Origin of the sequence: Kitasatospora sp. NPDC050463, assembly GCF_040655255.1 — a bacterium.
GTDB lineage: Bacteria > Actinomycetota > Actinomycetes > Streptomycetales > Streptomycetaceae > Kitasatospora.
Genome location: NZ_JBFAJO010000072.1, coordinates 22598 through 43514 on the forward strand (window position 1 = coordinate 22598; position 20917 = coordinate 43514).

At 72.1% G+C, this 20917-nt stretch carries 15 protein-coding genes and 1 pseudogene; 4 read left to right on the forward strand and 12 right to left on the reverse strand.

The genetic code is table 11. The annotated features are described in order from the left end of the window. Positions 1-184 precede the first annotated feature (184 nt). The 5 genes from AB0J08_RS32590 to AB0J08_RS32610 all read right to left on the reverse strand — a co-directional run bounded on the left by AB0J08_RS32590 (position 185) and on the right by AB0J08_RS32610 (position 5860). On the reverse strand, positions 185-1942 hold the full coding sequence (locus AB0J08_RS32590; RefSeq protein ID WP_360641466.1) for a relaxase/mobilization nuclease domain-containing protein: 1758 nt from the start codon (positions 1940-1942) through the stop codon (positions 185-187). Continuing rightward, positions 1939-2511, reverse strand: a complete 573-nt coding sequence (locus tag AB0J08_RS32595) for a hypothetical protein (RefSeq protein WP_360641467.1) — start codon at positions 2509-2511, stop codon at positions 1939-1941. The genes AB0J08_RS32590 and AB0J08_RS32595 overlap by 4 nt, the downstream gene beginning before the upstream one ends. Positions 2512-2959: 448 nt before the next feature. Beyond that, positions 2960-3940, reverse strand: coding sequence for a DUF2637 domain-containing protein (locus tag AB0J08_RS32600; protein ID WP_360641468.1), 981 nt, complete (start codon positions 3938-3940; stop codon positions 2960-2962). Between the two features lie 163 nt (positions 3941-4103). After that, complete coding sequence (locus tag AB0J08_RS32605; RefSeq protein ID WP_360641481.1) at positions 4104-4730, reverse strand: ATP-binding protein; 627 nt, start codon at positions 4728-4730, stop codon at positions 4104-4106. A gap of 80 nt (positions 4731-4810) precedes the next feature. Beyond that, positions 4811-5860, reverse strand: coding sequence for a hypothetical protein (locus AB0J08_RS32610; RefSeq protein WP_360641469.1), 1050 nt, complete (start codon positions 5858-5860; stop codon positions 4811-4813). Positions 5861-6280: 420 nt separating this feature from the next. Between AB0J08_RS32610 and AB0J08_RS32615 the strand changes: the two genes are divergently transcribed. Both AB0J08_RS32615 and AB0J08_RS32620 read left to right on the forward strand, forming a co-directional pair. Next, positions 6281-6775 (forward strand): helix-turn-helix transcriptional regulator, encoded by a 495-nt coding sequence (locus tag AB0J08_RS32615; protein ID WP_360641470.1) that lies wholly within the window; start codon positions 6281-6283, stop codon positions 6773-6775. A 550-nt stretch (positions 6776-7325) separates the two neighbouring features. After that, positions 7326-8165 (forward strand): hypothetical protein, encoded by an 840-nt coding sequence (locus AB0J08_RS32620; RefSeq protein WP_360641471.1) that lies wholly within the window; start codon positions 7326-7328, stop codon positions 8163-8165. 66 nt (positions 8166-8231) lie between these two features. Here AB0J08_RS32620 and AB0J08_RS32625 read toward each other — a convergent pair whose 3' ends face one another. Then, positions 8232-9980, reverse strand: coding sequence for a recombinase family protein (locus tag AB0J08_RS32625; RefSeq protein WP_360641472.1), 1749 nt, complete (start codon positions 9978-9980; stop codon positions 8232-8234). Positions 9981-10015: 35 nt separating this feature from the next. Between AB0J08_RS32625 and AB0J08_RS32630 the strand changes: the two are divergent. Continuing rightward, a pseudogene (locus AB0J08_RS32630) lies at positions 10016-10750 on the forward strand (pirin-like C-terminal cupin domain-containing protein); the annotation flags it as partial. A 144-nt stretch (positions 10751-10894) separates the two neighbouring features. On the opposite strand, the gene AB0J08_RS32635 reads toward AB0J08_RS32630, so the two are convergent. From AB0J08_RS32635 to AB0J08_RS32650, 4 genes are all read right to left on the reverse strand, one after another. Beyond that, positions 10895-11047: a hypothetical protein gene (locus AB0J08_RS32635; RefSeq protein WP_360641473.1), complete on the reverse strand. Its 153-nt coding sequence runs from the start codon at positions 11045-11047 to the stop codon at positions 10895-10897. A gap of 207 nt (positions 11048-11254) precedes the next feature. Next, positions 11255-11572: a hypothetical protein gene (locus AB0J08_RS32640; protein ID WP_360641474.1), complete on the reverse strand. Its 318-nt coding sequence runs from the start codon at positions 11570-11572 to the stop codon at positions 11255-11257. 70 nt (positions 11573-11642) lie between these two features. Next, positions 11643-12629, reverse strand: coding sequence for a TauD/TfdA family dioxygenase (locus AB0J08_RS32645; protein ID WP_360641475.1), 987 nt, complete (start codon positions 12627-12629; stop codon positions 11643-11645). Positions 12630-12673: 44 nt separating this feature from the next. After that, positions 12674-13648 carry a TauD/TfdA family dioxygenase gene (locus tag AB0J08_RS32650; RefSeq protein ID WP_360641476.1) on the reverse strand — a complete coding sequence of 325 codons (975 nt, stop codon included), beginning with the start codon at positions 13646-13648 and terminating at the stop codon, positions 12674-12676. Positions 13649-13828: 180 nt separating this feature from the next. On the opposite strand from AB0J08_RS32650, the gene AB0J08_RS32655 reads away from it, so the two are divergent. Then, the gene (locus AB0J08_RS32655) at positions 13829-15196 is read left to right on the forward strand and encodes an MFS transporter (RefSeq protein WP_360641477.1); all 1368 of its coding nucleotides are present in this window, start codon (positions 13829-13831) and stop codon (positions 15194-15196) included. Between the two features lie 161 nt (positions 15197-15357). Here AB0J08_RS32655 and AB0J08_RS32660 read toward each other — a convergent pair whose 3' ends face one another. Together AB0J08_RS32660 and AB0J08_RS32665 are read right to left on the reverse strand one after the other, a co-directional pair. Beyond that, positions 15358-17214 (reverse strand): BTAD domain-containing putative transcriptional regulator, encoded by a 1857-nt coding sequence (locus tag AB0J08_RS32660; protein ID WP_360641478.1) that lies wholly within the window; start codon positions 17212-17214, stop codon positions 15358-15360. A gap of 419 nt (positions 17215-17633) precedes the next feature. Next, positions 17634-20917 (reverse strand): serine hydrolase (locus AB0J08_RS32665; protein ID WP_360641479.1); only part of this gene is annotated, 3284 nt, incomplete at its 5' end.

A 20917-nucleotide genomic window follows, 5' to 3' on the forward strand; every position in this document is an offset into this window, starting at 1 on the left:
CCTTGCTGCAGGGTAGTTGTGGCGCTCCGGCCGCCGGGTTTCCTCGGGAAGTCCCGGCGGTCTGCTTCGTTGGCTGGGGCCTGCTTTCGGTGGCGGCTGACGGGTGATGTCCGTGCTGGGCGGGATTGGTGGGTGGGGGCTGGTGGGCGGGTGCGGAGGCTCCGTTCCCGCCCACCAGGGTTGGTCAGCGTGTCCGGCGCACCTGGTCGGGGGCGACCGGCGCCGGGGGTGTGATGACCGGGGTAGCCGGTGTGCCGGTGGTGCGGCTGGTCGTGCGGGCGCGGGCTGCCCTGGTGCGCAGTTCGTCGGGGGTGGCGGCCGGTGCGGGGGTGGGGAGGCCGGCGTCGCGGCGGATCCGCCAGGTGAGGACGGCGGCGGGTGAGTCGGCGGTAGCGAGTTCGCGCCGCCCGGCGGCGTTGGTGAGCAGGGTGGTCGGGTCGTGGCCGGTGGCTTCGGCCTGGGCGAGGGTGGCGGCGAGGGCCGCCCAGTTCTCCTCGGCGAGGAGCCGGGCGACCTGGTCGGCGGGCAGGGTGCGGCGGACGGCGTCGGCCTGCCGGTCGTGGTCCGGCTTCGGGAGGAGCCGGCCTTCGAGGGTGAGGTGGGCGATCGGCTTGGTCGCGTGCCGGGTGTAGGCGGCGCGCAGGTGGTCGGCCGCCGTGCGGGCGGCGTCGGCCTGGTGGCGGTGTCCTTGGGCGGCGTGCCACTTGGCGATCACGATGGCGAGCAGGACGAGGCTGGTCAGCATTGTGGCGGCGGCCGTGCCGTCCTCACCGCGGCCGGTGGCGGGTCCGGCGTGGAGGAGTTCGCGGGCGGCGGAGCGCATCGCGCGCAGGTCGGCGCCGGCTGCGCGGGTGTGGGCGGTGCGGGTGTACTCCAGGGCCCGTGCTGCCTGGTGGAGTTCCTTCCTGCTGAGGGTCGGGCTGGTGGCGGCGAGCGTGTCGAGGACTTCGAGGCCGCCTCGGATCACCGCTTCCGCGCGGGCGGCGTCCTGGTCGTCGAAGGCCGGGTAGGCGCGTTCGATGGTGGTGCTGGCCCGGTGGCGGCCGTCAGCGGGCCAGGTGCGGGGGTCGGGCGTGGGGTAGGCGGGTTCGTCGACGCCGAGGGCGAAACGTGCCTGGATCTTCGGCTGGGTGAGGTCGGAGGCGAGTTTGCTGCCGGAGAACCAGATCGGCCCGCTCTCGTCGCCGCTGGGGAGGGCGAACTTGTAGCCGGTCACGTCGCCGGAGGGCGCGCGGCGCACGGCGAGGAGAACGCCCTTCGCGGCAAGCCGGGCGGTGAACTCCTCCTCGTTCGCAGCCCCGGCCAGGGCCTGGCGTACGGCGGTGCGCAGGCGGTCTCGGTCGGTGCCCTCCTGGCCGAGGCGCTGGGCCTTGTGCAGCTCCTTGCCCTTGGCGCGCTTGGGGATCGCATTCCGGTACTCGCGGGTGCGGGTGTCGGAGAGGTCTTTGAGCTTGTACTCGCGTTCGATCTCGGTGAGTTCGGCTTCGACGCGGTACTGGTCACCGCGCAGGCGAGCCTGCGTACGGTCCGCCCGGACGACGGTGGCCAGGATGTGGATGTGATCGTCGGCATGGCGCACGGCGACCCACCGGCAGCCGTTCGGGTCGCCCTCGGGCGCGATGCCGGCGGCGGCCACAATCCGCCGAGCGATCACCGCCCACTCCTCGTCGCTGAGGATGCGATCGGTCGGGTCCGCGCGCACAGGTCGGTGGTAGACGTGCTGAGTGACCGGCTTGCCGTAGCGGACCACGTGCAGGTCGAGCGCGTCGCGCAGTTGGACGAGGGTGGCATCCGGTTCGCCTGGGTCGCGGCCGGGGTCGGGGGCGAAGCCGTCCCAGGAGGCGACGATGTGCGGGTCGGTGTGCTCGTTGTGCCGGCCGGGGCCGAACAGGTACTTGAGCGCGCCGTGCGTCTTGGATCCGCGTATGGGCTTGCTGATCATCGGCGCTTCGCCTTCGCCAGGCGCATGGCCGACGCGTCGACCTCCGCGACAGCTGTGCGGACCTCGGCGACCAGGGCCAGGGCCCTGTCGAGGACGGCCCCCGCCGGGCCCGGCTCGATGCTGGCGCCTAGGTTGAGCTGGTAGGCGATCTGATTGGCGTTGTTGCCAACTGGCGCCAGCTGGCCGCGTGCCGCGTCGAGTGCCGTGATGGCCCGCTCCAGCCGCTCGTCGCGGGTGGTGATGTCGGCGAGGTCCTCGGCCAGCGCCTTGCGCTCCAGGTAGTCGGCGACGTTCAGTTCGGCTGCGGCGGCCAGCTGCTCGATGCGCGTCTTCTGCTCTTCGGTGCAGCGGAAGCCGACCTTCGTCGTCAGGGGGTTCTCGCTGTCACGGCGGCGACGCTTCGGAGCGCGCTGCTTGCGACTGGGGGCGCTCGCGGAAGGGCTGACGACGGTGAGCGGCGGCAGGTCGGTGGTACGCGCGGACGGAGCGTTGGTGGGCTTCTCCTCCTTCGCCGCGCCCTCGCGGTGAAGCTCCGGTGCTGCCGCCCTCGGCAGCACTGGCTCGTCCACGCCCTCCTGGGCGGGGACGTCCGCGTACGTGGCCCCGTAGGGGCCCCGTACGCACTCGCTTGCTCCGCTGTTGGCGTGGGGGTGGTCAACTCCGTTGCGGTTCTGGGAGTTTACAGGCTTCCCGAGCAGGCTGTTCAGGGTTCGGCGGACGGCGTTCACGCGTGTTGTTCCTCGGTGGCGGCTGGCGATTCGGGCTGGTGGGTGTGTGGGTGGGCAGTGTCCGGGTGGTTGCCGGTTTGGTCCTGCCGGAGTTCACGGGTATGGGCGGCGCGTCGGGCAGAACCTTCCGGGCGTGGACTGGCGTGCGGGAAGGGCTGTCCGTGGCGAAGACGAGTTATGCAGGGTGTGGTGACCGGGGGCGGTGGACTTCTGCCGACCACGCCTGCGAGTCGGCAGAAGTCGGTGTCCGGCCGACCGATGCGGGCCGGTCAGCCGGACACGCGAACGGTCAGTCAGGTTCGGGCAGCTGACGGCCCTGCTCGCCGTCCCACTCGCGGCGGAGCTTCTTCATCAGCTCCGTGAAGCGGGTACTGCCGAGCGGAAGGCCGGCCTCCCGGACGGCCTGCTCGACGACCGCGCGGGTGAGCCGACCATGGGCGATGGCGGCCTGGAGGCCGACCTCCACCAGTTGCTCCATGGGCGCACCGGGCGGGCGGCCGATCAGCTTGTCCTGCGCGGTGGCGACGGGTTCCCCAGCGCGGGAGCCGTCCGGCGGGCCGACGGGTTCGGCCTGCCCGTCCGCCGGCACTTCCCGAGTGCCGACCGGCTGGTCGTCGGCTTCTGCCGACTGGGGACCGGGAAGTGCGCCGCTCCACTCCTCAGGCAGAAGGCCGGCGGCGGACAGCAGCGTCAGCAGCGCGTTCTCGTCGCTGCGGTCCTCCGCCTGCTGCGGCTGGACATCCGAGCCGTGGCCTGCCGGGACCGGGTCGGCCGAAGGCCCGTCGTGCGCAGGGGCGATCTGCTGACCGCCGGTGGCGGTGTGGCCGTGGCGAGCGATGAGGATGTAGAGGTGGACGGCTCCGGCGAGGGCGAGCGGGGCGAGGGTGGACAGGACGCCGACGACGGTGTTGCCGAGCTTCAGTCCGCTGCTGGCGGCGGGCAGTTGGTTGAGGCGGATGGCGTGCAGGGCGTTGGCCCACACGCTGGTGGCGGTGGCCCCGGCGAAGAGCATCCAGGCGTAGGCGCGGGCGGGCCAGCGGGCGTCGCGAAGGACGAGCAGAGCCCGCACGCCGTAGGCGATGAAGCCGTCGACGATGATCGGGAACAGGTAGGTGAGCGGGCTGCGGACGTGGGTCGCGGCGGCCATCTGCTGCAGGGCGTCGTAGGACAGGACGAAGCCGATGACGCCGAGCAACGCGACGGCGAGGCGGTCCCAGGCGGTGGCGCGGGCGGGTGCCGTGCGGGCACCGGGTATCGAGGCAGTGGTCATGTGGGGTGCTCCAGGTGGCCCGGCCGCGCGTGGGCAGCGCGAGGTGGCCGGGCGGTGGCGGGGAAAGGTATGGGTTGGCACGCCGAGGCCGGGCGCGACGTGGCGGTCGCGCGTCGGGCCTGGCGGTGCGGGCCGAGGACGTGGGCGAGGCGGCTCTGCGGGCCTACGCTGCGGTGCGTCGGCGGCGGTCGGTGCCGGTGAGGATGGCGCGCTCGCACATCTCGGCGAGGCGGGAGGCGGTGCGGTCGCCGAGCGCGCCCTTGATCTCGCCGAGCGGCAGGTTGGTGGTGAAGAGCGTCGGGAGCATGTACTCGTAGCGGTAGTTGACCAGCCGCAGGGTCAGCTCCTCGGTCCACTCGGACGCTTTCGCGGCGCCGAGGTCGTCCAGGAACAGCAGCGGGCAGGTCATCAGCTCGCGCATCTCCCGCTCGGTGTCGACGCCCTGGCGGGGCCGCTGGGCGGCGTACAGCTCCGTGGCGCTGATCTTCGCCCATCGCAGCCGTACCCCGGCCGCGAGCAGGCTGCGGATCGCGCCGTACGCCTGGTGGGTCTTGCCGGAGCCGGTGGGTCCGGCGACCAGGAGCGAGGGGCCCTGGGCGATGCCGGGCGTGCCGCCGGGGCCGGGGCGGCAGGCCAGGGTGACCTGCTGGACCCAGGTGGCCACGTCCGGGTGGTCGGCGACGGCGAGGCGGTAGCGCGGCGGGATGCGGCGGTCCGCGAGCTCCAGCGCGGTAGACGGCTCGTCGGCGTCGGCCAGGGGCCGGTCGGGGTCGATGCCCCGGTCGGCCATGAGCCGGTGGAGGCGCCGGACGGCGCCCGAGGCGGGCTGGGGGTCGCGGTCGGCGGCGCGGCGGGGTGCGGGCAGGCTGGTCACAGTTCCCCCTCGAAGTAGGCGCGGGCGTCGGCCGGGTTGGTGAAGGCCTGGTAGGGCGAGCGGGCGGCGGTGTGCCCGGAGCGTGCCGTGTGGGCGGGCCGGGCGTTGAGCGCCTGGTGGACCATGCTCGGCAGCAGGCTGGGGCTCAGCGCCTTCTCGCCCCACAGGGCCAGCCCGGCCCGGACGTGGTCGGGGTGCGTGCCCGTGTCGAGCAGTTCCTTGATGACCTTGGCGAGGTGGCCCTTCACCTTGGCGGGCACCGGCGCGGGGCAGCCGGCGATGTACTCGGCCAGCAGGGTGCCGGCGTTCACGAGCGGCTCGGCCGCCGATGTGCCGACGCGGACCGGCCCCTTCCCGTCAGCTGCTGCCGACGAGGGTGTGGGGGCGGGCGCGGCGAAGCCGCCCCCCTTAGGGGAAGGTCCATGGTCCAAGGTCCATGGTCCAGGCACGAGACTCTCCGGAGTCCTCACGAGAGCCTCCGGAGATGCGCTCTGACCTGCGACTTCTCCCGGCGGGAGTATCGCTGCCGCCGCGGCAGCACTTGTGGAGCCCGGCAGGAGGTCGCCGGCGACGGGCTCGCTGACGAGAGGCCCGGGGAGGGCTTCCGCACCGGTCACGATCGGCTCCGGAAGGCTCCAGAAGTTCTCCGGAGCGGGGCGCGTGCAGCCCTTGGCCTTGCACTTACCGCACCCGCGACCGGCTTCGTGGGCCGGGCAGGAGGGCAGGCGGGAGGCCGTCGGGTGGGAGATCTTCTGGTGCTCGCGCCACTTGGTGATGTGGAGGTACTGGCGGCCGTCGCAGCCGGTGTACCGGCAGATGAGGCCGGTCTCGGCGAGCTGGCGCAGCTCGTCCTCGGTGTCGAGCGGGGTGTGCTCGGGCCGCAGCGACCACAGAGCGCCGTTGAGGACCGCCGCGTTGTCGCGGTGGCGCCCCTCGTCATCGGCCTGGGTGATCAGGCACAGGAACGTACGCTCGGCGGTCAGGGACACCGAGGCCAAGTCCTCCGAGACGGGGTACTCGGGCTTGATGGTGCGGATGCGCGCCATGGCCTACCACCCCGCCTTCGGGGCGGAGCTGTACGAGACAGGTGCGCCGCACAGGGGCGACGCCGTACGCTGGAGCACGTTGGTCCTTCCTCGGTGCGCATGGGCTGCAACCCTGCACCGTGGTCGATCGTCGTGGATGGGCGGTTTTGGACCTTTCAGGCCCTCGGTGTTGATCGCACCGGGGGCCTTCGGCCTTTTCGGGGTGGCAGGCAGCAGGCCGAGCCGCGATGCGGTTTGGCTTGACAAGCCTTGCGCTATGCATCACCATGGCACCTCGGCGGCCGTTATGCAAGTCGCCTCGGAAATGGATGCGAGGTGAATCGAGTGCCTGGGCAGGACAAGGCAGCGGAGGGATCTTCCGGCGAGCCGGTGAAGGAGGAGTCTGGAGGCAGTGCGACCGGCGAGGCCCCTGTCGCCGGCTTGAGCGAGGAGAACGCCGCCGAACGGGTCCGGCTGGAGCGTGAGCTCCGCGGCTGGAGCACCGGCGAACTGGCCAAGCGCATGACGGAGGCCGGCTACCCGATCAACCAGTCCTCGGTATGGCGCATCGAGAGCGGCGAGCCGCGTCGGCGGATCAACCTCAACGAGGCGATCGGCTTCGCCAGGGTCTTCGACCTGAGCCTGGAGGACTTCCTCGGCCCGGCGACCTCTCCGGAGGAGAAGATCATGCAGCAGCTGGCCGACCATGTGATCTACGGCTACCGGACGACCGCGCAGGGCGCCGAGTTCACGGCCAAGGCCCTGGCCGCCGCCGAGAAGTACTGCAAGGACTTCCCCCACAACTGCAAGCGGCTGCGCGGGAAGATCGCGATCGGTCTCTCCTTCGAGTACCGCAAGCACTCGCCGACCGCCCTGGTCCAGGAGTTCCTCAAGGGCGGCAAGATGCCGTCCGAGCCGGTCCACACCGACGAGTGACCTGCCCGGACCTTCACCAAGATCTTTTTTGGTAAACGGCCGGGCAGCTTCTAGCGTGCTCACCACGCCCTGCCAGCCGTTTGGTGCGGCCGGAATCCAGAGCTACTGTCACACCCCACGCGGCCACCACCCGCGCAACTGCCCATCCACGACGATCGACCACGGTGCAGGGGTTGCAGCCCACCAGCCACCGAGGAGGAACTCGCATGCCGCCCAAGCAACACGCAGCCGCAGCCCGCAGCTCCTGCCAGGTCACCACCGCGCTATTCGTCTCGGCCCCGGCCGCGACCGCCCCCAGCGACTCCCCCAGACCCATCTGACGGGTCTGTTCCCAGCTGCCCGTCCGCACCCCGCTGGACGCGACGCAGCTTCTCCGCCGTGCCGCCGCGACAGACCGCGGCCAGTCCGGCTCCCGCGATCTCGATGCTGACGTCCGATCGCCGCCTTCTCGCTCCCAGTCGGGAGCCGCCCCTCCCCTCAACCGCCCATCCACGATGTCGCCATGCGGTAGCCCGGGTTGCAGCTCGTCGGCCACCGCAAGAGGAGCCGCATGCCCCAGCTCTCCCTCCGCACTGCCCAGCCGGACGCCCGCTCGGCGGCGGCCTACCTGAAGGCCCTTCAGGCCCCAGCGACGGCGGCTCGGTCAGCACTGGCCACTACCAGCTTCCCCTGCCCCAGCCGCGCAATCGACGGCTCGCTCGCAGCGCTCCGCGAGCGGGAGTCCGCCGGTGGCAAGGACACGCGCAAGAGGGTTGACCCCCACGTGGCGCTGGCGGTCTGCGCGCCCAACGACGCAGTCGTGGGCCGCTTCCACACCGGCCGCCGAATCGACAACCGCCCCGAGTCGCTACCCAACTGGCGGGTCTCCACCACCACCCCGGAGACTGCTGTAGCGGTCTCTCAACTCCTCGGCGGTGCAACGGCCGACGACTGGGCCCAGGGGGTAGTGACCGGCTCGCCTGCGGTTCGCATCGTCCTCGACGGCGCGGACTCCGTCACGACAGAGCTCCGACTCTGGGGGCCGCAGGGACTCGTCCACCACTGTGACGGCGTCCTGTTCCTCTCGCCGACCGAGGTCCAGGGGACTGCCTGTGGCTGCCCCGAGTCCTCCGAAGAACGGGCGGCGCTGGCGAAGAAGTTGCGGGCTCCGCAGCCCGCGACCACCGTGGTCTTCCGACTGGCGGGGCGCTACGACCTCGGACGGTTCGAGTTCAGTTCGCCCTCTCGGATCCTCGCCGATGCGGCAGTCAAGACCCGCGCCCAGCTCGCCGGTATCGCAGGGGAAGTGCTCTGTGAACTGGCACTTGAGCTCGTCACGGTCACGGTGGGCGGTGGCGTCGAGGTCTCGTACCGAAAGCCGACGCTGACGGTCCTCGGCCCCTGGAGCTAGGGCCCAAATCGCAGAGGCGGCCCCGGACATCCCTTGTCCGGGGCCGCCTTCACATGCCGGTATCCATCACAGCACGCGCTGTCCCTCGCCGTCGTCGGCCGCTTCCCGGCGCTTGGCGAACTCGATCTCCACCCGCTGGTGCACCGGCAGGCGGCCCCCGCGCTCCGGGGCCTTGGACACTGTGATCCGGTCCACGAACAGCTTGACGAACTTCCTGCGCTCGGCGATGGGCGCACTCTCCCACCACGAACCCGGGCCGATGGGGTCGGCCGCCGGGTCCTCGGGCAGCCACTCGGCGATGGGGATCACCGGTGTCGCCGCCTCCTCCAGTACGGCGATCCTCGCCTCGGCCGCCTCCAGAAGGTGCAGGAGCGCGGCCTCCTCCGTGACGAACCTCCGCCGGCCGATGTCTCCTCGGAAACCGCCCGCCTTGCGGTCGTCGTAGAGCTCCTCCAGTGCCCTCACCGCATCAGCGCGCTCCGCGACGAGCGTCGCGCGTTCCCGCGAACGTTCCGGCGACTCGGCGGCCACACCGAACCTGCGCGTCGCCTCAGCGAGAACCGCCAAGGCCTCGTGGTCGTGCTCGACCTCCCTCAGCAGCTCGAAGATGCTGCGTGCCACGTGGTCGTCCAGTGCCGCCTGGCTGACTGTGCACTCTCCGGCGTGCTGGCCGGGCAGCCTCTTGCGCCGACGGCAGCGGTACGAGCGCTTAACCACCTTGGCGCTGTCGGCGTGGGAGGTCTTCACGGATCCGCACTCGCAGTACAGGACCTCCATCGCGGACAGCAGCGACTCGCCCCGCGAGAGCCCCTTCCCGCGACCTCGTCCGTCAAGCCACTCCTGCAGCTCGTGCCACTCCACGGGTGGGATGATCGCCTCGTAGATCTGGAGCGGAAGCATCGTCTCGGGGTCGCGGAGGATGCGGTAACTCTCCACCGTGCTCGTGGCTTTGCCGTTCTCGCCGACCTTGTAGACGGGTACGGCGGCGAACCCGGCTATCCGTGGATCCCTGAGGATACGCTTGACGGTCTTGGTGTCCCAGGCGCTGTCCTTCGTCTTCTTGCCGTAGGTCGCACCGCGCGTCGGCACGACGACCTCGTTGTTCATGCTGTTGACGATCCCGCCCAGCGAACCGGGGTGGCGACGCCGTTTGGGGTCGTACACCTGGTCCTTGTGCTTCTTGATCGTCGCCCAGATGTCGCGGATAACCTCCGGTTCGTTCCTCGTGTGCACGAGGGTCTGGATGACGATCGGCCGGCCGTCCGCCGTGAGCCTGGTCTCGGCCTTCAACTCGAAGCCGTACGGCGCCTTGCCGCCGATGTACCCGCCCAGGCCGAGCGCCGTGGCCTTGGCGCCCCGGACGGCCACGCTCTTGTTCTTGCTCTCGTTGTGGGCCTGGTCCAACCGCATGAACATGTGGATCAGGTCCACCAGGTTGCCCTTGCGGAACTCACCCTCGGTGACGCTGACGATGGTCACACCGAGGTTCAGCAGCTCGACGACGACCGGGATCGCGTCCAGCGGGTCGAGCCGCGAGAGGCGGCTGACGTAGTAGACGACCAGCAGGTTGATCCGGCCCGCCCGGCAGTCCTGCAGCAGCTTCTCGAACTTCGGCCGCTCGACTCCGGTGAACGCGGAGATGCCGAGATCTTCGTAGTAGGCGACCGACTTGGCGTTGCGGCACTTGGCCTCCGCAGTGCCCAGTTCGCGCTGGGTCGTGGTGGACGCCTCACTGGCGTTCTCGCGCGCATCGGACTGGCGCGCGTAGACGGCCGCGTGGACGTCCATGCCGGTGATCACTGCTGGTGCGGACATGAAGACTGATGGTACTACTCCCCTAACTGACATAACCCAAGGGCACTCCCTGGCATCCGCACCGCGGCTTCGAGACGGTCACGTACATCATCGACGGGACCTTCATCCACCAGGACTCGCACGGCGGCGGTGGCACCATCACCGACGGTGACACCCAGTGGATGACGGCCGGCTCGGGTCTGCTGCACATCGAGACCCCGCCGGAGTCGCTGGTCATGTCCGGGGGCCTGTTCCACGGGCTGCAGCTCTGGGTGAACCTGCCCGCTGCGGACAAGATGATCGCGCCGAAGTACCAGGACATCCGCGGCGGCAGCGTCAAGCTGCTCGCCTCGCAGGACGGCGGCGCGCTCCTCCGGCTGATCGCCGGTGACATCGCGGGCCACCAGGGACCCGGTGCCACGCACACGCCCATCACGATGATCCACGTGTCGGTGAACCCCGGCGCCGAGGTCACCCTGCCCTGGCGGGCCGACTTCAACGGCCTGGCGTACGGCCTGGCCGGCAGCGGCTCGGCGGGCGAGGAGCGCCGCCCGTTCCACATGGGCCAGTCCGTCGTCTTCGGCGAGGGCGACTCCCTCACCATCCGGGCGGACGACGCCCAGGACTCCCGGAGCGCCAACTTCGAGGTCGTCCTGCTCGGCGGACTGCCGATCCGGGAGCCGGTCGCCCACTACGGCCCGTTCGTGATGAACAGCCACCGTGAACTCCAGCAGGCCATGGAGGACTTCCAGGCCGGCCGCCTGGGGACCGTCCCGGCCGACGCCAGCTGATCACACCGAGGGTGGGCGCCCCCGGACGCACCGACCACGACGGCCCTCCGGAATCCTCGGACAGAGGATTCCGGAGGGCCGTCCCGGTGTTCGCCTCCGCTGCCCCCGCAGCGAAGTGACCACCCGTCGGATTCCGACGGGGGGTCAGTCCCAGCCGTTGTTCATGGCGACCGCGACGGTGCCGCCCTGGGCGCCGGTCACCGAGTCGACGAGCGAGACGCTCCCCGCGAGCAGCAGGGCGACGGTCAGCACGACGGTGGCCGGAGCGAAGCGGCGCACGATGGCCATGGCGTTCATTCGAATTCCCCCAATTACCTGCCCGCGATATGGCGGGCCCTTGCCTGTTCAGTCGTGAGCGGACCTGAATAGGCCCGGCACATTCGGCGGTTTCTCCTTGTTTTCCGAGGAGTTCCCCCTGCCGACACCTCTACTCTCACACGGCCCACATGGCCTGACCATGGAATCAGTAGGCCAGGGTGCTGCCATGGCAAGTTGCTGCCGTGGTCACCCTTCCGTCTCGTCCAGCTCTCCGGACAGCAGGACCTCGCCGAACCGCGGGACGAGCGTCGCCCCGATCCGGAGCAGGCGCCCGCCCCGCAGGCCCGAGCAGTAGGCCAGGCAGAGCTCCCGGGCCGCATCCTCGGCCTCCCGCACCAGGTCCCGGGAGAGGAAGAGCACGGCGTGGACCGTCCCGTCCCGGGGCTCGACGAAGACGTGCTGCAGCCCGTGGCCGGGCCCGGCGGAGCGCAGCAGGCCGTCGCGGACCTCCTCGGCGGAGGCCCCGTCGACCGGGATGGCCAGTTCGGCCAGGACGATGTGCATGGCTACCAGGGGAGGGATGGCAGGAAGCGGCCGCGGCCGGGGGAACCACGACCGCTTCCCGCCGCGGCGGTTAGTACAGGACCAGGCCGTTGCCGGCCCGGTGGCCGCGGCTGCGGCGGTGGTCGAGGTGCACGAAGGTGCGGTGCAGCCAGCGGTCGTGACCGTCGTAGCGGGCCTCGAAGGAGGTGCGCCCGTGCACCGCCAGGCGGTTGTCCACGAAGGCCAGCTCGCCGGGCTGGAGCACCAGCATCGCCGAGACGTCGAGCAGGGCGCCGCGCAGGATCTCCAGGGCCGCCGTCGCGTCCTCGTCCAGACCGGTGGTGGCACTGAAGTCGACCCGGATGTTCGGATCCCCCGCGGCGCCCTCCAGCACCGGGTGGTACTCGGTCTCGGCGCCGGCGTGGAAGGACGGCGGCGGCTGCGTGACGAAGCGCGGCTGCATCAGGGCCTCGACCACGTTGTCCGGGATGATCATCAGCGCCCGGCGGATCGACGACACCAGCGTGCCGGCGGTGCCGCTGTGGTCGTTGCGCAGGCAGAACAGCCCGACGTAGTCCGGTCGGTGCGGGTGGAAGGCGTTCTCCACGTGCAGTTCGAGCAGCGTGCCGGAGCCGGCGTTGCTCTGCGACTCCTCGCGCCCCGGCACCGGGACGACGTTCTGCACCAGGGCGCCGGACTTCTCCTCCCGGTAGGCGATGACCTCGCCCAGGCTGAGGCTGACCAGCGCCGAGATCGCGGCGGGGACGGTGGCCGCGCGCTCCACCGATTCCGGCACGGTCGGGGTCACCGGCAGCGAGTCGACGTCGTTCGGCAGGTTGCGCAGGATCAGCAGGCCGTCCGGGCCCGGGTCGTGGCGGTAGCCGCGGACCTCCTCCCGGATGCGCAGCGGCAGCTGCGCGGAGAGCTTGCGCGCGGCATCCATCCACGCGAGCTCGTCGACCAGGCCGCGCTCGACCCCGACGAGCCGCAGGGCCAGGCGGTGCACCTCGGCGCGCTCGGAGTCGGTCAGGGTGATGGCGGTGGTGGTGCGGATGGACGGCGACAACACGGTGGTCATCGGACAGCCCCTTTCAGGCTTCTTCGCCGGCTCTCGACCGGATGTCAGTCGGACATGGCAACGAGGACCCGGCGCGCCCCCGTGAACGGACGGCGGCCGTGGCCGACCAGCAGGTTGTCGATCAGCAGCAGGTCGCCCTGGCGCCAGTCCACGTCCACGGCCGCCGCCAGCCCGCGGTCACGGACCTGCAGGACGTGCTCGGCCGGGATCGGCGACCCGTCGGCGAAGGCCACCGACTGGGGCAGCTCCTCCTGGGGCATGACCTTGGCCAGGGCGGCCGCGGTCTCGTCACCGAGCGCGGCCGGGTGCCACTGGTCGGACTGGTTGAACCAGACCTCGGCACCGGTCCTCGGGTGGCGGACGGTCGCCGGCCGGTTCTGGACGATCCGCAGACTGCCGTCCCGCCGCCACTCGCTGACGGCGTGCGAAGCGGCCAGGAACGCGTCCACCTCGTCCCGGTCGGCCGTCTCGAAGGTGTCCTGCCAGCTCTTGCCGAGGCCGAGGCCGCCGTGCAGGTTCTGGGTGTACCGGACACCGTCGGCGAACCGCTCGCGCACCTCGTCGTCCAGCAGCTCCAGCCAGAGCGCCGCGTCGACCACGGGGGTGGCGCCCCCGGTCTCGGCGGCCGTGACGCAGCAGAACAGCAGCCGCGCGGGCCACTGGTGCGCGTACGAGAGCTCGTTGTGCATCGAGATGGTGAACTCGGCCGGGTACTCCGTCGAGGTGTAGACGTTGTCACCGACCTTGGTGCGCGGCGAGTTGCCGTGCACGTAGGCGAGGCGGTTCGGCAGCAGCCGGTCCATGACCGGTGCGAGCCGCTCCTCGGTGGCCCCGAAGCCCCGGAACACGAGGGCCTTCTCCCGGTCCAGCAACGACTCGAGACCAGGCGTGGAATCGAGCCATTCGAGCAGCCCGTCCAGGCCAGAGTCTTCGGACACGGACAGTGATTCCGGGCTGATCTCGAACGGCTTCCAGGCGGGACGAGCGTCCAATGCCGCGACCCCCTTCCAGATCGACATGCGACCACGCGGAATTCGTGGCAGTAGGACGCTCCCGAAGACCCCTATATTCCAGCGATATTCGCTCCGGCGGGGTCTGCGCGACGGCACCCGGCCAGCGGTATAGGGAATCGATAGAGGACGACCCAAGGCTGGCGAGCCAATGCCGGAAACGGTCCGACGGCTGCGAGAGGGCCCCTCATGACCATACCGACAGCAACCGACGCACGCGGGCGCTCCGACCGGACCGGGCCGACGGCCGAGACGGGGGAACCGCGGGCGCAGGGCGAGGAGGCGCGCGGCGGCGTGGCCAAGGCCGCGGGCGACGGGACGGCGTCCGGCGCCGACGGTGCGTCACCCGCCGTACCGCTGCGGCGGAACGCGGACTTCCTGCGGCTCTGGGTCGGCGCCGGACTGTCGAAGTTCGGCTCCACCGTCTCGATGGTCGCCTACCCGATGCTGGTGCTCTGGCAGACCGGCTCCGCCACCGCCTGCGGCTACGTCGCGTTCGCGGCGGCACTGCCCAACCTGCTGGTCCAACTGCCCGCCGGGGCACTGGTCGACCGCTGGGACCGGCGCAAGGTCATGCTGGTCTGCGACGCCGTCCGGATGCTGGCCTTCGCCACCGTCGCGCTGGCCGCCTACCAGCACTGGGTCTGGGTGCCGCTCATCATGGCCGCCGCCTTCGTGGAGGGCACGCTCGGGATCTTCTACGCGACCGCCGAGCAGGTGACCGTCCGCAACGTCGTCCCCACCGAGCAGTTGCCGGCCGCGCTCGCACAGAACCAGGCCCGCGGCGCGGCCATCGGACTGCTCGGCCAGCCGCTCAGCGGGCTGCTCTTCACCGTGGTCCGCTGGCTGCCGTTCGCCGTCACCGCCGTGGCCGACCTGGTCGCACTGATCTGCCTGGTCTTCATCCGCCGCGACCTGCGGGCGGCCCGGTCCGGTCCGCCCCAGCGGCTGCACCACGAGATCAAGGACGGCGTCGTCTGGCTCTGGCGCCAGAAGTTCCTGCGGATCATGACCGCGGTGTTCGCCGGGAGCAACCTGCTCTTCCAGATGCTGAGCATCACCGTCATGGTGGTGATCAAGGAGCACGGCGGCAGCCCCGCGGTGCTGGGCCTGGTCTCCGGAGTGGCCGGAATCGGCGGCCTGCTGGGGGCCTTGGCGGCCGGCTGGTGGTCGAAGCGGGTCGGCCTGTACGCCACCGCCGTGCTGGGCCACCTGGTCTGGCTGGCGCTGATGCCGCTGGTCGCCCTGCTGCACCAGCCGGTGGCGATCGGCGCGGTCGCCGCCGGGATCATGTTCGTCGCGGGGCTGTTCAACGTCTGCGGCGGGGTCTACATGGCCAGGAACACCCCGAACGAGCTGCAGGGCCGGGTGACGGCCACCTCCGCCTTCCTGACCTCCGGCGCCAACGCGCTGGGTTCGCTGGCCGGCGGCTATCTGCTCGCCCGCGCCGGGACCACCTGGACCGCCGTCACCATGGCCGCCGTCCTGTTGCTGCTGACCGCCGGCGTCACGCTCAGCCCGGCCGTCCGGGCGGCCAGCCGGGAGGCGGCGGCGTAGGGCGGGTCCGTCCGAAACAGCGGAGCCGCCCCGACGGGATCCGTCGGGGCGGCTCTACCGGGCCCGCGGTGCCGGGGCCTCGGGGTTGGGGCCTGCGGTGTTGGGGCCTCGCTGTCGAGGCCTGCGGTGCTGGGGCCCGCGGGGGTGCGGTGCTGCCGTCGTCAGCCGGCCAGCAGCTGCGGGACCCGGGTCCGCAAGGCCCCGCGCTGGCTGGGCACGCCTCCCGCGCCCGGGGCGGACACCAGCAGCACCACCAGCTCGTGCAGCCGGTAGCCGCCCCGATCGGAGCCGCCGGCGCCGGCCGTCTCCAGCAGCCGGATGTCCACCAGCTCCTCCAGCAGCTGCTCCGCCGTCGCCTGCGGCAGCCCCAGCGCCCAGGCGGCCGCCTCGGCGGGGAAGACGCCCGTCCCGAAGTTCGCCAGCCCGCTCAGTACCTGCCGCCCCCGCAGACTGACCTCGCGCAGCGAGCGCCGGATGGTCTCGCGCACCCGCAGCTCTCCGAAACTCAGCTCGTCCAGCCGCGTGCTCTGGTCGGCCAGCCGCCCGGCCAGCCGGGCCAGCGGCCAGTGCGGCCGGGCCGCCAGCCGCACCCCGGCGATCCGCACCGCCAGCGGCAGACCGGCGCAGCTGTCCACGATCGCTCGTGCCGACGGCACGTCCGCGGCGACCCGCTCCGGTCCGACCAGCGCGGCCAGCAGCTCCATCGACTCCAGGTCGTCGAAGACCGGCAGTGCCAGGGTGTCCCGGCCGGAGGCGGCCAGCAGGTGCCGGCGGCTGGTGACGATCACCGCCGACTCGGGACCGTTCGGCAGCAGCGGGGCGATCTGCGCGTTGCTCACCGCGTTGTCCAGCACCACCAGCAGGCGCGCTCCGGCACAGTGCGTGCGGTACAGCCGGATCAGCTCCAGCAGGTCCTGCTTCGGGGTCGCGAACTCGACGCCGAGGGCGTGCAGGAAGGACGTCAGGACGGTCTCCGGGGAGCGGCTGGAGCCGTCATGGTCGGTCAGGTCGGCGTAGAGCTGGCCGTCCGGGAAGCGGTCCCGCAGGCCGTGCGCCCGGTGGACGGCGAGCGCCGACTTGCCCACCCCGGCCATGCCGGTGATCAGCGCGCGCCGGGGGCCGGCGCCCACCCCGTCCGAGTCCACCAGGCGCTCCAGCTGCGCCAGTTCGGCCCGGCGGCCGGTGAAGTCCGCGACGTCCGGCGGCAGCATGGCCGGTACCGGACGGGCGGCGGTCGAGCCGAGCCGCACCGGACCGGCCGGTGTCGGGCCGGCGTCCGGTAGCCCCAGGGTGCCCTCCAGCACCGCCTGGTGGACGCCGGTCAGGGTGGCCCCCGGATCGATCCCCAGTTCCTCGGCCAGGATGCGGCGCCCGGCGTGGAAGACCGAGAGCGCGTCCGACTGCCGGTCGCACCGGTACAGCGCGGTCATCAGATGGGCTCGCAGCCGCTCCCGGGTCGGGTGCTCGGTGGTCAGCGCGGTCAGCTCCGGCACCAGGCGCTGGTGGCGGCCGAGCGCGAGCTCCACCTCGACCAGGTCCTCCTGGGCGGCCAGCCGCAGCTCCTCCAGCCGGGGCCGCTCGGCGTCCGCCAGGAACTCCGTCACGTTGCCGAGCACCGTGCCGCGGTACCGGGAGACGCCCGCCCGCAGGTCCTCGGCGGCCTGCGTCAGGTTCCCCCGGGTCAGCGCGTCGCGACCGCGGCGGGCCAGCCGCTCGAAGGTCGTCAGGTCCAACTCGGCGCCGTGCGAGATCAGCTGGTAGCCGCGCGGACGGCGGATCAGCTCGATGTGCGGGCCCAGCCGCTTACGCAGCCGGGAGACGTAGGTGTAGATCTGCGCGGTCATCGTGGTCGGCGGGTCCCAGGCCCACAGCATGTCGCTCAGGTGCGTGTCGGAGACGGTCTGGCCGTTCGCCAGCAGCAGGCTGGCGAGCACCGTCTGCGCCTTCACTCCCGGTAGCTCGATGTGGATGCCCCGGTCGTCTAGGACCTCGACCGGGCCCAGGACGCGCAGTTCCATGATTCCCCCTGTGCTGTGCCGAATGCGTGCGGACGGATGCGTCCGCGCGGACCCCGCGGTCTGGCGCGCCGGCGCCGACCACAGCGGTCGCCTCTGGATTCTGGGCCGGTGGAAGGGCCCAGTCAGCGCTCCGGCGACGTCAGGACGCTGCACTGGCACGATGTGGTCATGCCCAGGGGGTGGCCCGGGGGCGGCCCGGGACTTCGGAAATCGGCTTCCGGACCGGGCTGCCGGCGGGGCCTCGGGGTGCTTGTGGAGGCTTCGGGTGGCTTCGGGGTGCTTCGGGTGGGGCTTCGGGCGGGGGGCGGGGCTTCGGGTGGGGCTTCGGCCCAAGCGGGCCGGCCCCCGGTCCCGCCCGCCGTGCGGCGGGCGGGACCGGGGGCCGGCGGCCGGAGCGGAACCACCCGCCCCGGAGCGGCTCAGCTCAGCCGCGACTCGGCCTCGGTGGCCTCGTTGATCGCCTGCTGCCAGAGGTGGGCCAGCCGGTTCTGGCCGGTCCACACCGTGGCCAGCAGGTGCTTGACCAGCTCCCGCCCGGTGACCGCGTTGGACAGCAGCACCACGCCGGTGCCGGAGTGCACCCGCAGACCGGTCATCGCCTGGAAGCCGACGGCCTGACCCCCGTGCCCGAACTCCAGATCGCCGCCGGTGTCGTCCACGATGGTGCTCCAGCCGTAGGAGCGGCCGGACTGCGGCGCGAGCATCCGCCCGACCAGCTCGGCGCCCACCAGGCCGCCGGGGTGCCCCAGGTGGCAGCGCCGCACCTCGACCGCCAGCCTGGCCAGATCGGTCGCGGTGGTCCACAGACCGCCGGCAGCCAGCTCGGGGTTGAGCACGTACCCCCCGGAGACCGGAGTGCCGTCGGCGTGGTGGCCGCGGGCGTACGGCCGGCCCAGCTCGTCCGGGAAGGCCACCCCGAAGCCGCTGCTGGTCATCCCCAGCGGCGCCAGCACCAACCGGTGCACCAGGGCCGGGAACTCCTCGCCGGTGGCATCCGCCATGGCCTGCTGGAGCACCGAGTAGTTCAGGGGGATCTGCCGGAAGGTGGCACCGGGCTCATCCAGCAACCGGGCCGGCGGGGTGATCGCCGGCGGGCGCCCGTTCAAGACGTCGAGCACCGTGGGCACCGGGTCGTGCCGGTGGTAGTTCCCGTCGATGGCCGGGTGCGGGGCGATGCCGGACAGGTTGGCGATCAGCAGCCGGGGCGTCACCGGAGTCGACACCCCGGGCAGGGAGGGGACCCGCCAGGAGGTGAGGTACTCGTTGACGTCCCGGTCCAGCTCGATCACGCCCGCCTCGACGAGGCGGAGCAGGGCGAACGTGGTCACGTGCTTGGAGATCGAACCGGCCGGGAACAGCGTCTCGGCCGTCACCGGGGCGGGCTCCTCCACACCGAGCACCCCGAAGTGCTCGATCGCCGCCAGCTCGCCGTTGCGGATCAGCGCCAGCGAGGCGCCCGGGATGCCGTGCCGCGCCATCACCTCGGCCACCCCGGCGACAGCCGCCGGGGCCCCCGCGGACCGGCCCCGCGAGGAGGCTGCCGGCCGGTCGCCGGCCTGGCCCACCAGCTCGTCCACGCCGCGCAGTTGCTCGTCGGCGAGGCGCTGGACGGTAGCCGGCTCGTGGACGGCGGTGTTGTACGTCCAGTGCAGGTACAGCCGGCCGTCGTAGACCTCGGCCGCGACGTCGAGCAGGTGGGTCGACGGCACGTCCGGGGCCGCCCGCAGCTCGATCCGGCCCGGGACGAACACGAGCGGCGGTTCGCCGTCCAGCTCCGCAGCGGCGGACGGCTTCGAAGCAGTGGACGGCTTCGAGGCGGCGGGATCGGCGACGACGGCCGGAGGCTCCGGGGTGAAGCTGAACCGGACCTCACCGGCGGGCAGCTCCGCCAGCTCCTCCGCCAGGTCGGCGTCCGGCGCCAGGTAGCGGAGCAGGCCGTAGCCGTGCGCGGGCGCCGGCACCGATCGCAGCTGGCGCGCGACCGCCGTGTGGACGGCGGACAGCTCGCGCCCCTTGGGGATCCGCAGCACCACCGGATGGAGGTCGGCCAACGGCCCGACGGTGTCCGCCAACTCGGCTGCCAGCGGCTGCCGGTGACGCGGATCGGTGAGGACGTCGAGTGCGATCCGGTCGCCGCCGGCCCACTGCGCCAGGGTGTGGCCGAGAGCGGTCAGCAGTGCCTGCTCGGGGCGCGGATCGGCCAGCAGCACCGCGGTCCGCTCGGCGGGCAGGACGACCGTGACGGTCTCCTCGGTGGCCCGGCACGGCGCCTGGCCGAACCGGTCCACCGGCAGCGGCACGGCCGCGACCCGGTTGAGCCAGTGCTCCGCCTGGTCCGCCACCCGCTCGGACAGCGCCTGCTCGCCCAACTCCTGCGCCCAGGCCCGCCACGGCACCTCCACCGGAGCCGGTAGCGCCGGGGCGCCCGCCGCCGACCGCTCGTAGGCGGCGTTCAGATCGGCGAGCACGATCGACCAGGAGGCGGCGTCCGCCGCAAGTTGATGGATCGTCAGCCAGAGTTCGTGGCGCTTCTCGTCGTCGAAGCGGACCAGCGTGGCCCGGAGCATCGCGCCCTCGGACGGAGCCAGCGCGGCCCGGTCCCGTGCCACCGCACTCTCGATCTCCCCGGCGCGGTCGACGGGCGCCACGGCGCCGAGGTCCAGCACCGAGAGCAGGGCCGTCCCGGCGGGCGCCGGGACCGGCTCGGCCGTCCGGCCGTCGGCGGAGAGCCGCAGCCGGAGGGCCTCGTGGCGCTCCACGACCGCGCCGAGCGCGGCGGCGAGCAGCGCGTCGTCGGGCAGCCGCCCGAGGGCCAGCCGGACCGTCCGGGCGCCCCCGTCGGCCGAGCCCAGCAGACGGTGCTGGCTGGGCGTCAAGGGGATCCCCGCCCCGCCGGCCGGGGCGGCCGACTCGGCGTCGATCATGCCCGCCACCTCGGCGAGGCTCTTGGCCTGGAGCATCATCCACAGCGCCAGCGGCACGCCCGCCTCCCGGCACTTCGCCAGGACCTGGACGGCGCGGATGGAGTCGCCGCCGAGGTCGAAGAAGCTGTCCTCGATACCGATCTGTGGCAGGTCGAGGACGTCGGCCCAGATGGCGGCGAGGCGTTCTTCGAGGGGGGTGCGGGGGGCGGTGTAGTCGCTCGTGGTGAAGGCGTCGAGGTCGGGTGCGGGGAGGGCGCGGGTGTCGACCTTGCCGTTGGCGGTGAGGGGGATGGCGTCGATGGTGAGGTAGGCGGCGGGGACCATGTAGTCGGGCAGGACGGTGCCGAGGTGGGTGCGCAGGGCGGCGGTGTCCAGGGTGGTGGTGGTGACGAGGTAGGCGGTGAGGCGCTTGTTGCCGGGGCTGGGTTCGCGGACGGTGACGACGGTGTCGGTGATGTGGGGGTGTTCGCGCAGGCGGGCTTCGATTTCGCCGAGTTCGATGCGGTAGCCGCGGATCTTGACCTGGTTGTCGATGCGGCCGAGGGTTTCGAGGGTGCCGTCGGGCAGGCGGCGGGCGAGGTCGCCGGTGGCGTAGAGGCGGGAGCCGGCGGGGCCGTGGGGGTTGGGGAGGTACTTCTCGGCGGTGAGGTCGGGGCGGTTGTGGTAGCCGCGGGTGAGGCCGGTGCCGTCGATGTAGACCTCGCCGGGGACGCCGACGGGGGCGGGGGTGAGGTCGTCGGTGAGGACGTACATGCCGGTGTTGGGGAAGGGTGCGCCGA

Coding starts and splice junctions, on each gene's coding strand:
- AB0J08_RS32590 (WP_360641466.1), bottom strand. CDS start 1,942: ATGATCAGCAAGCCCATACGCGGATCCAAGACGCACGGCGCGCTCAAG.
- AB0J08_RS32600 (WP_360641468.1), bottom strand. CDS start 3,940: ATGACCACTGCCTCGATACCCGGTGCCCGCACGGCACCCGCCCGCGCC.
- AB0J08_RS32605 (WP_360641481.1), bottom strand. CDS start 4,730: ATGGCCGACCGGGGCATCGACCCCGACCGGCCCCTGGCCGACGCCGAC.
- AB0J08_RS32610 (WP_360641469.1), bottom strand. CDS start 5,860: ATGGCGCGCATCCGCACCATCAAGCCCGAGTACCCCGTCTCGGAGGAC.
- AB0J08_RS32620 (WP_360641471.1), top strand. CDS start 7,326: ATGCCCCAGCTCTCCCTCCGCACTGCCCAGCCGGACGCCCGCTCGGCG.
- AB0J08_RS32625 (WP_360641472.1), bottom strand. CDS start 9,980: ATGTCCGCACCAGCAGTGATCACCGGCATGGACGTCCACGCGGCCGTC.
- AB0J08_RS32635 (WP_360641473.1), bottom strand. CDS start 11,047: ATGAACGCCATGGCCATCGTGCGCCGCTTCGCTCCGGCCACCGTCGTG.
- AB0J08_RS32640 (WP_360641474.1), bottom strand. CDS start 11,572: ATGCACATCGTCCTGGCCGAACTGGCCATCCCGGTCGACGGGGCCTCC.
- AB0J08_RS32645 (WP_360641475.1), bottom strand. CDS start 12,629: ATGACCACCGTGTTGTCGCCGTCCATCCGCACCACCACCGCCATCACC.
- AB0J08_RS32650 (WP_360641476.1), bottom strand. CDS start 13,648: ATGTCGATCTGGAAGGGGGTCGCGGCATTGGACGCTCGTCCCGCCTGG.
- AB0J08_RS32655 (WP_360641477.1), top strand. CDS start 13,829: ATGACCATACCGACAGCAACCGACGCACGCGGGCGCTCCGACCGGACC.
- AB0J08_RS32660 (WP_360641478.1), bottom strand. CDS start 17,214: ATGGAACTGCGCGTCCTGGGCCCGGTCGAGGTCCTAGACGACCGGGGC.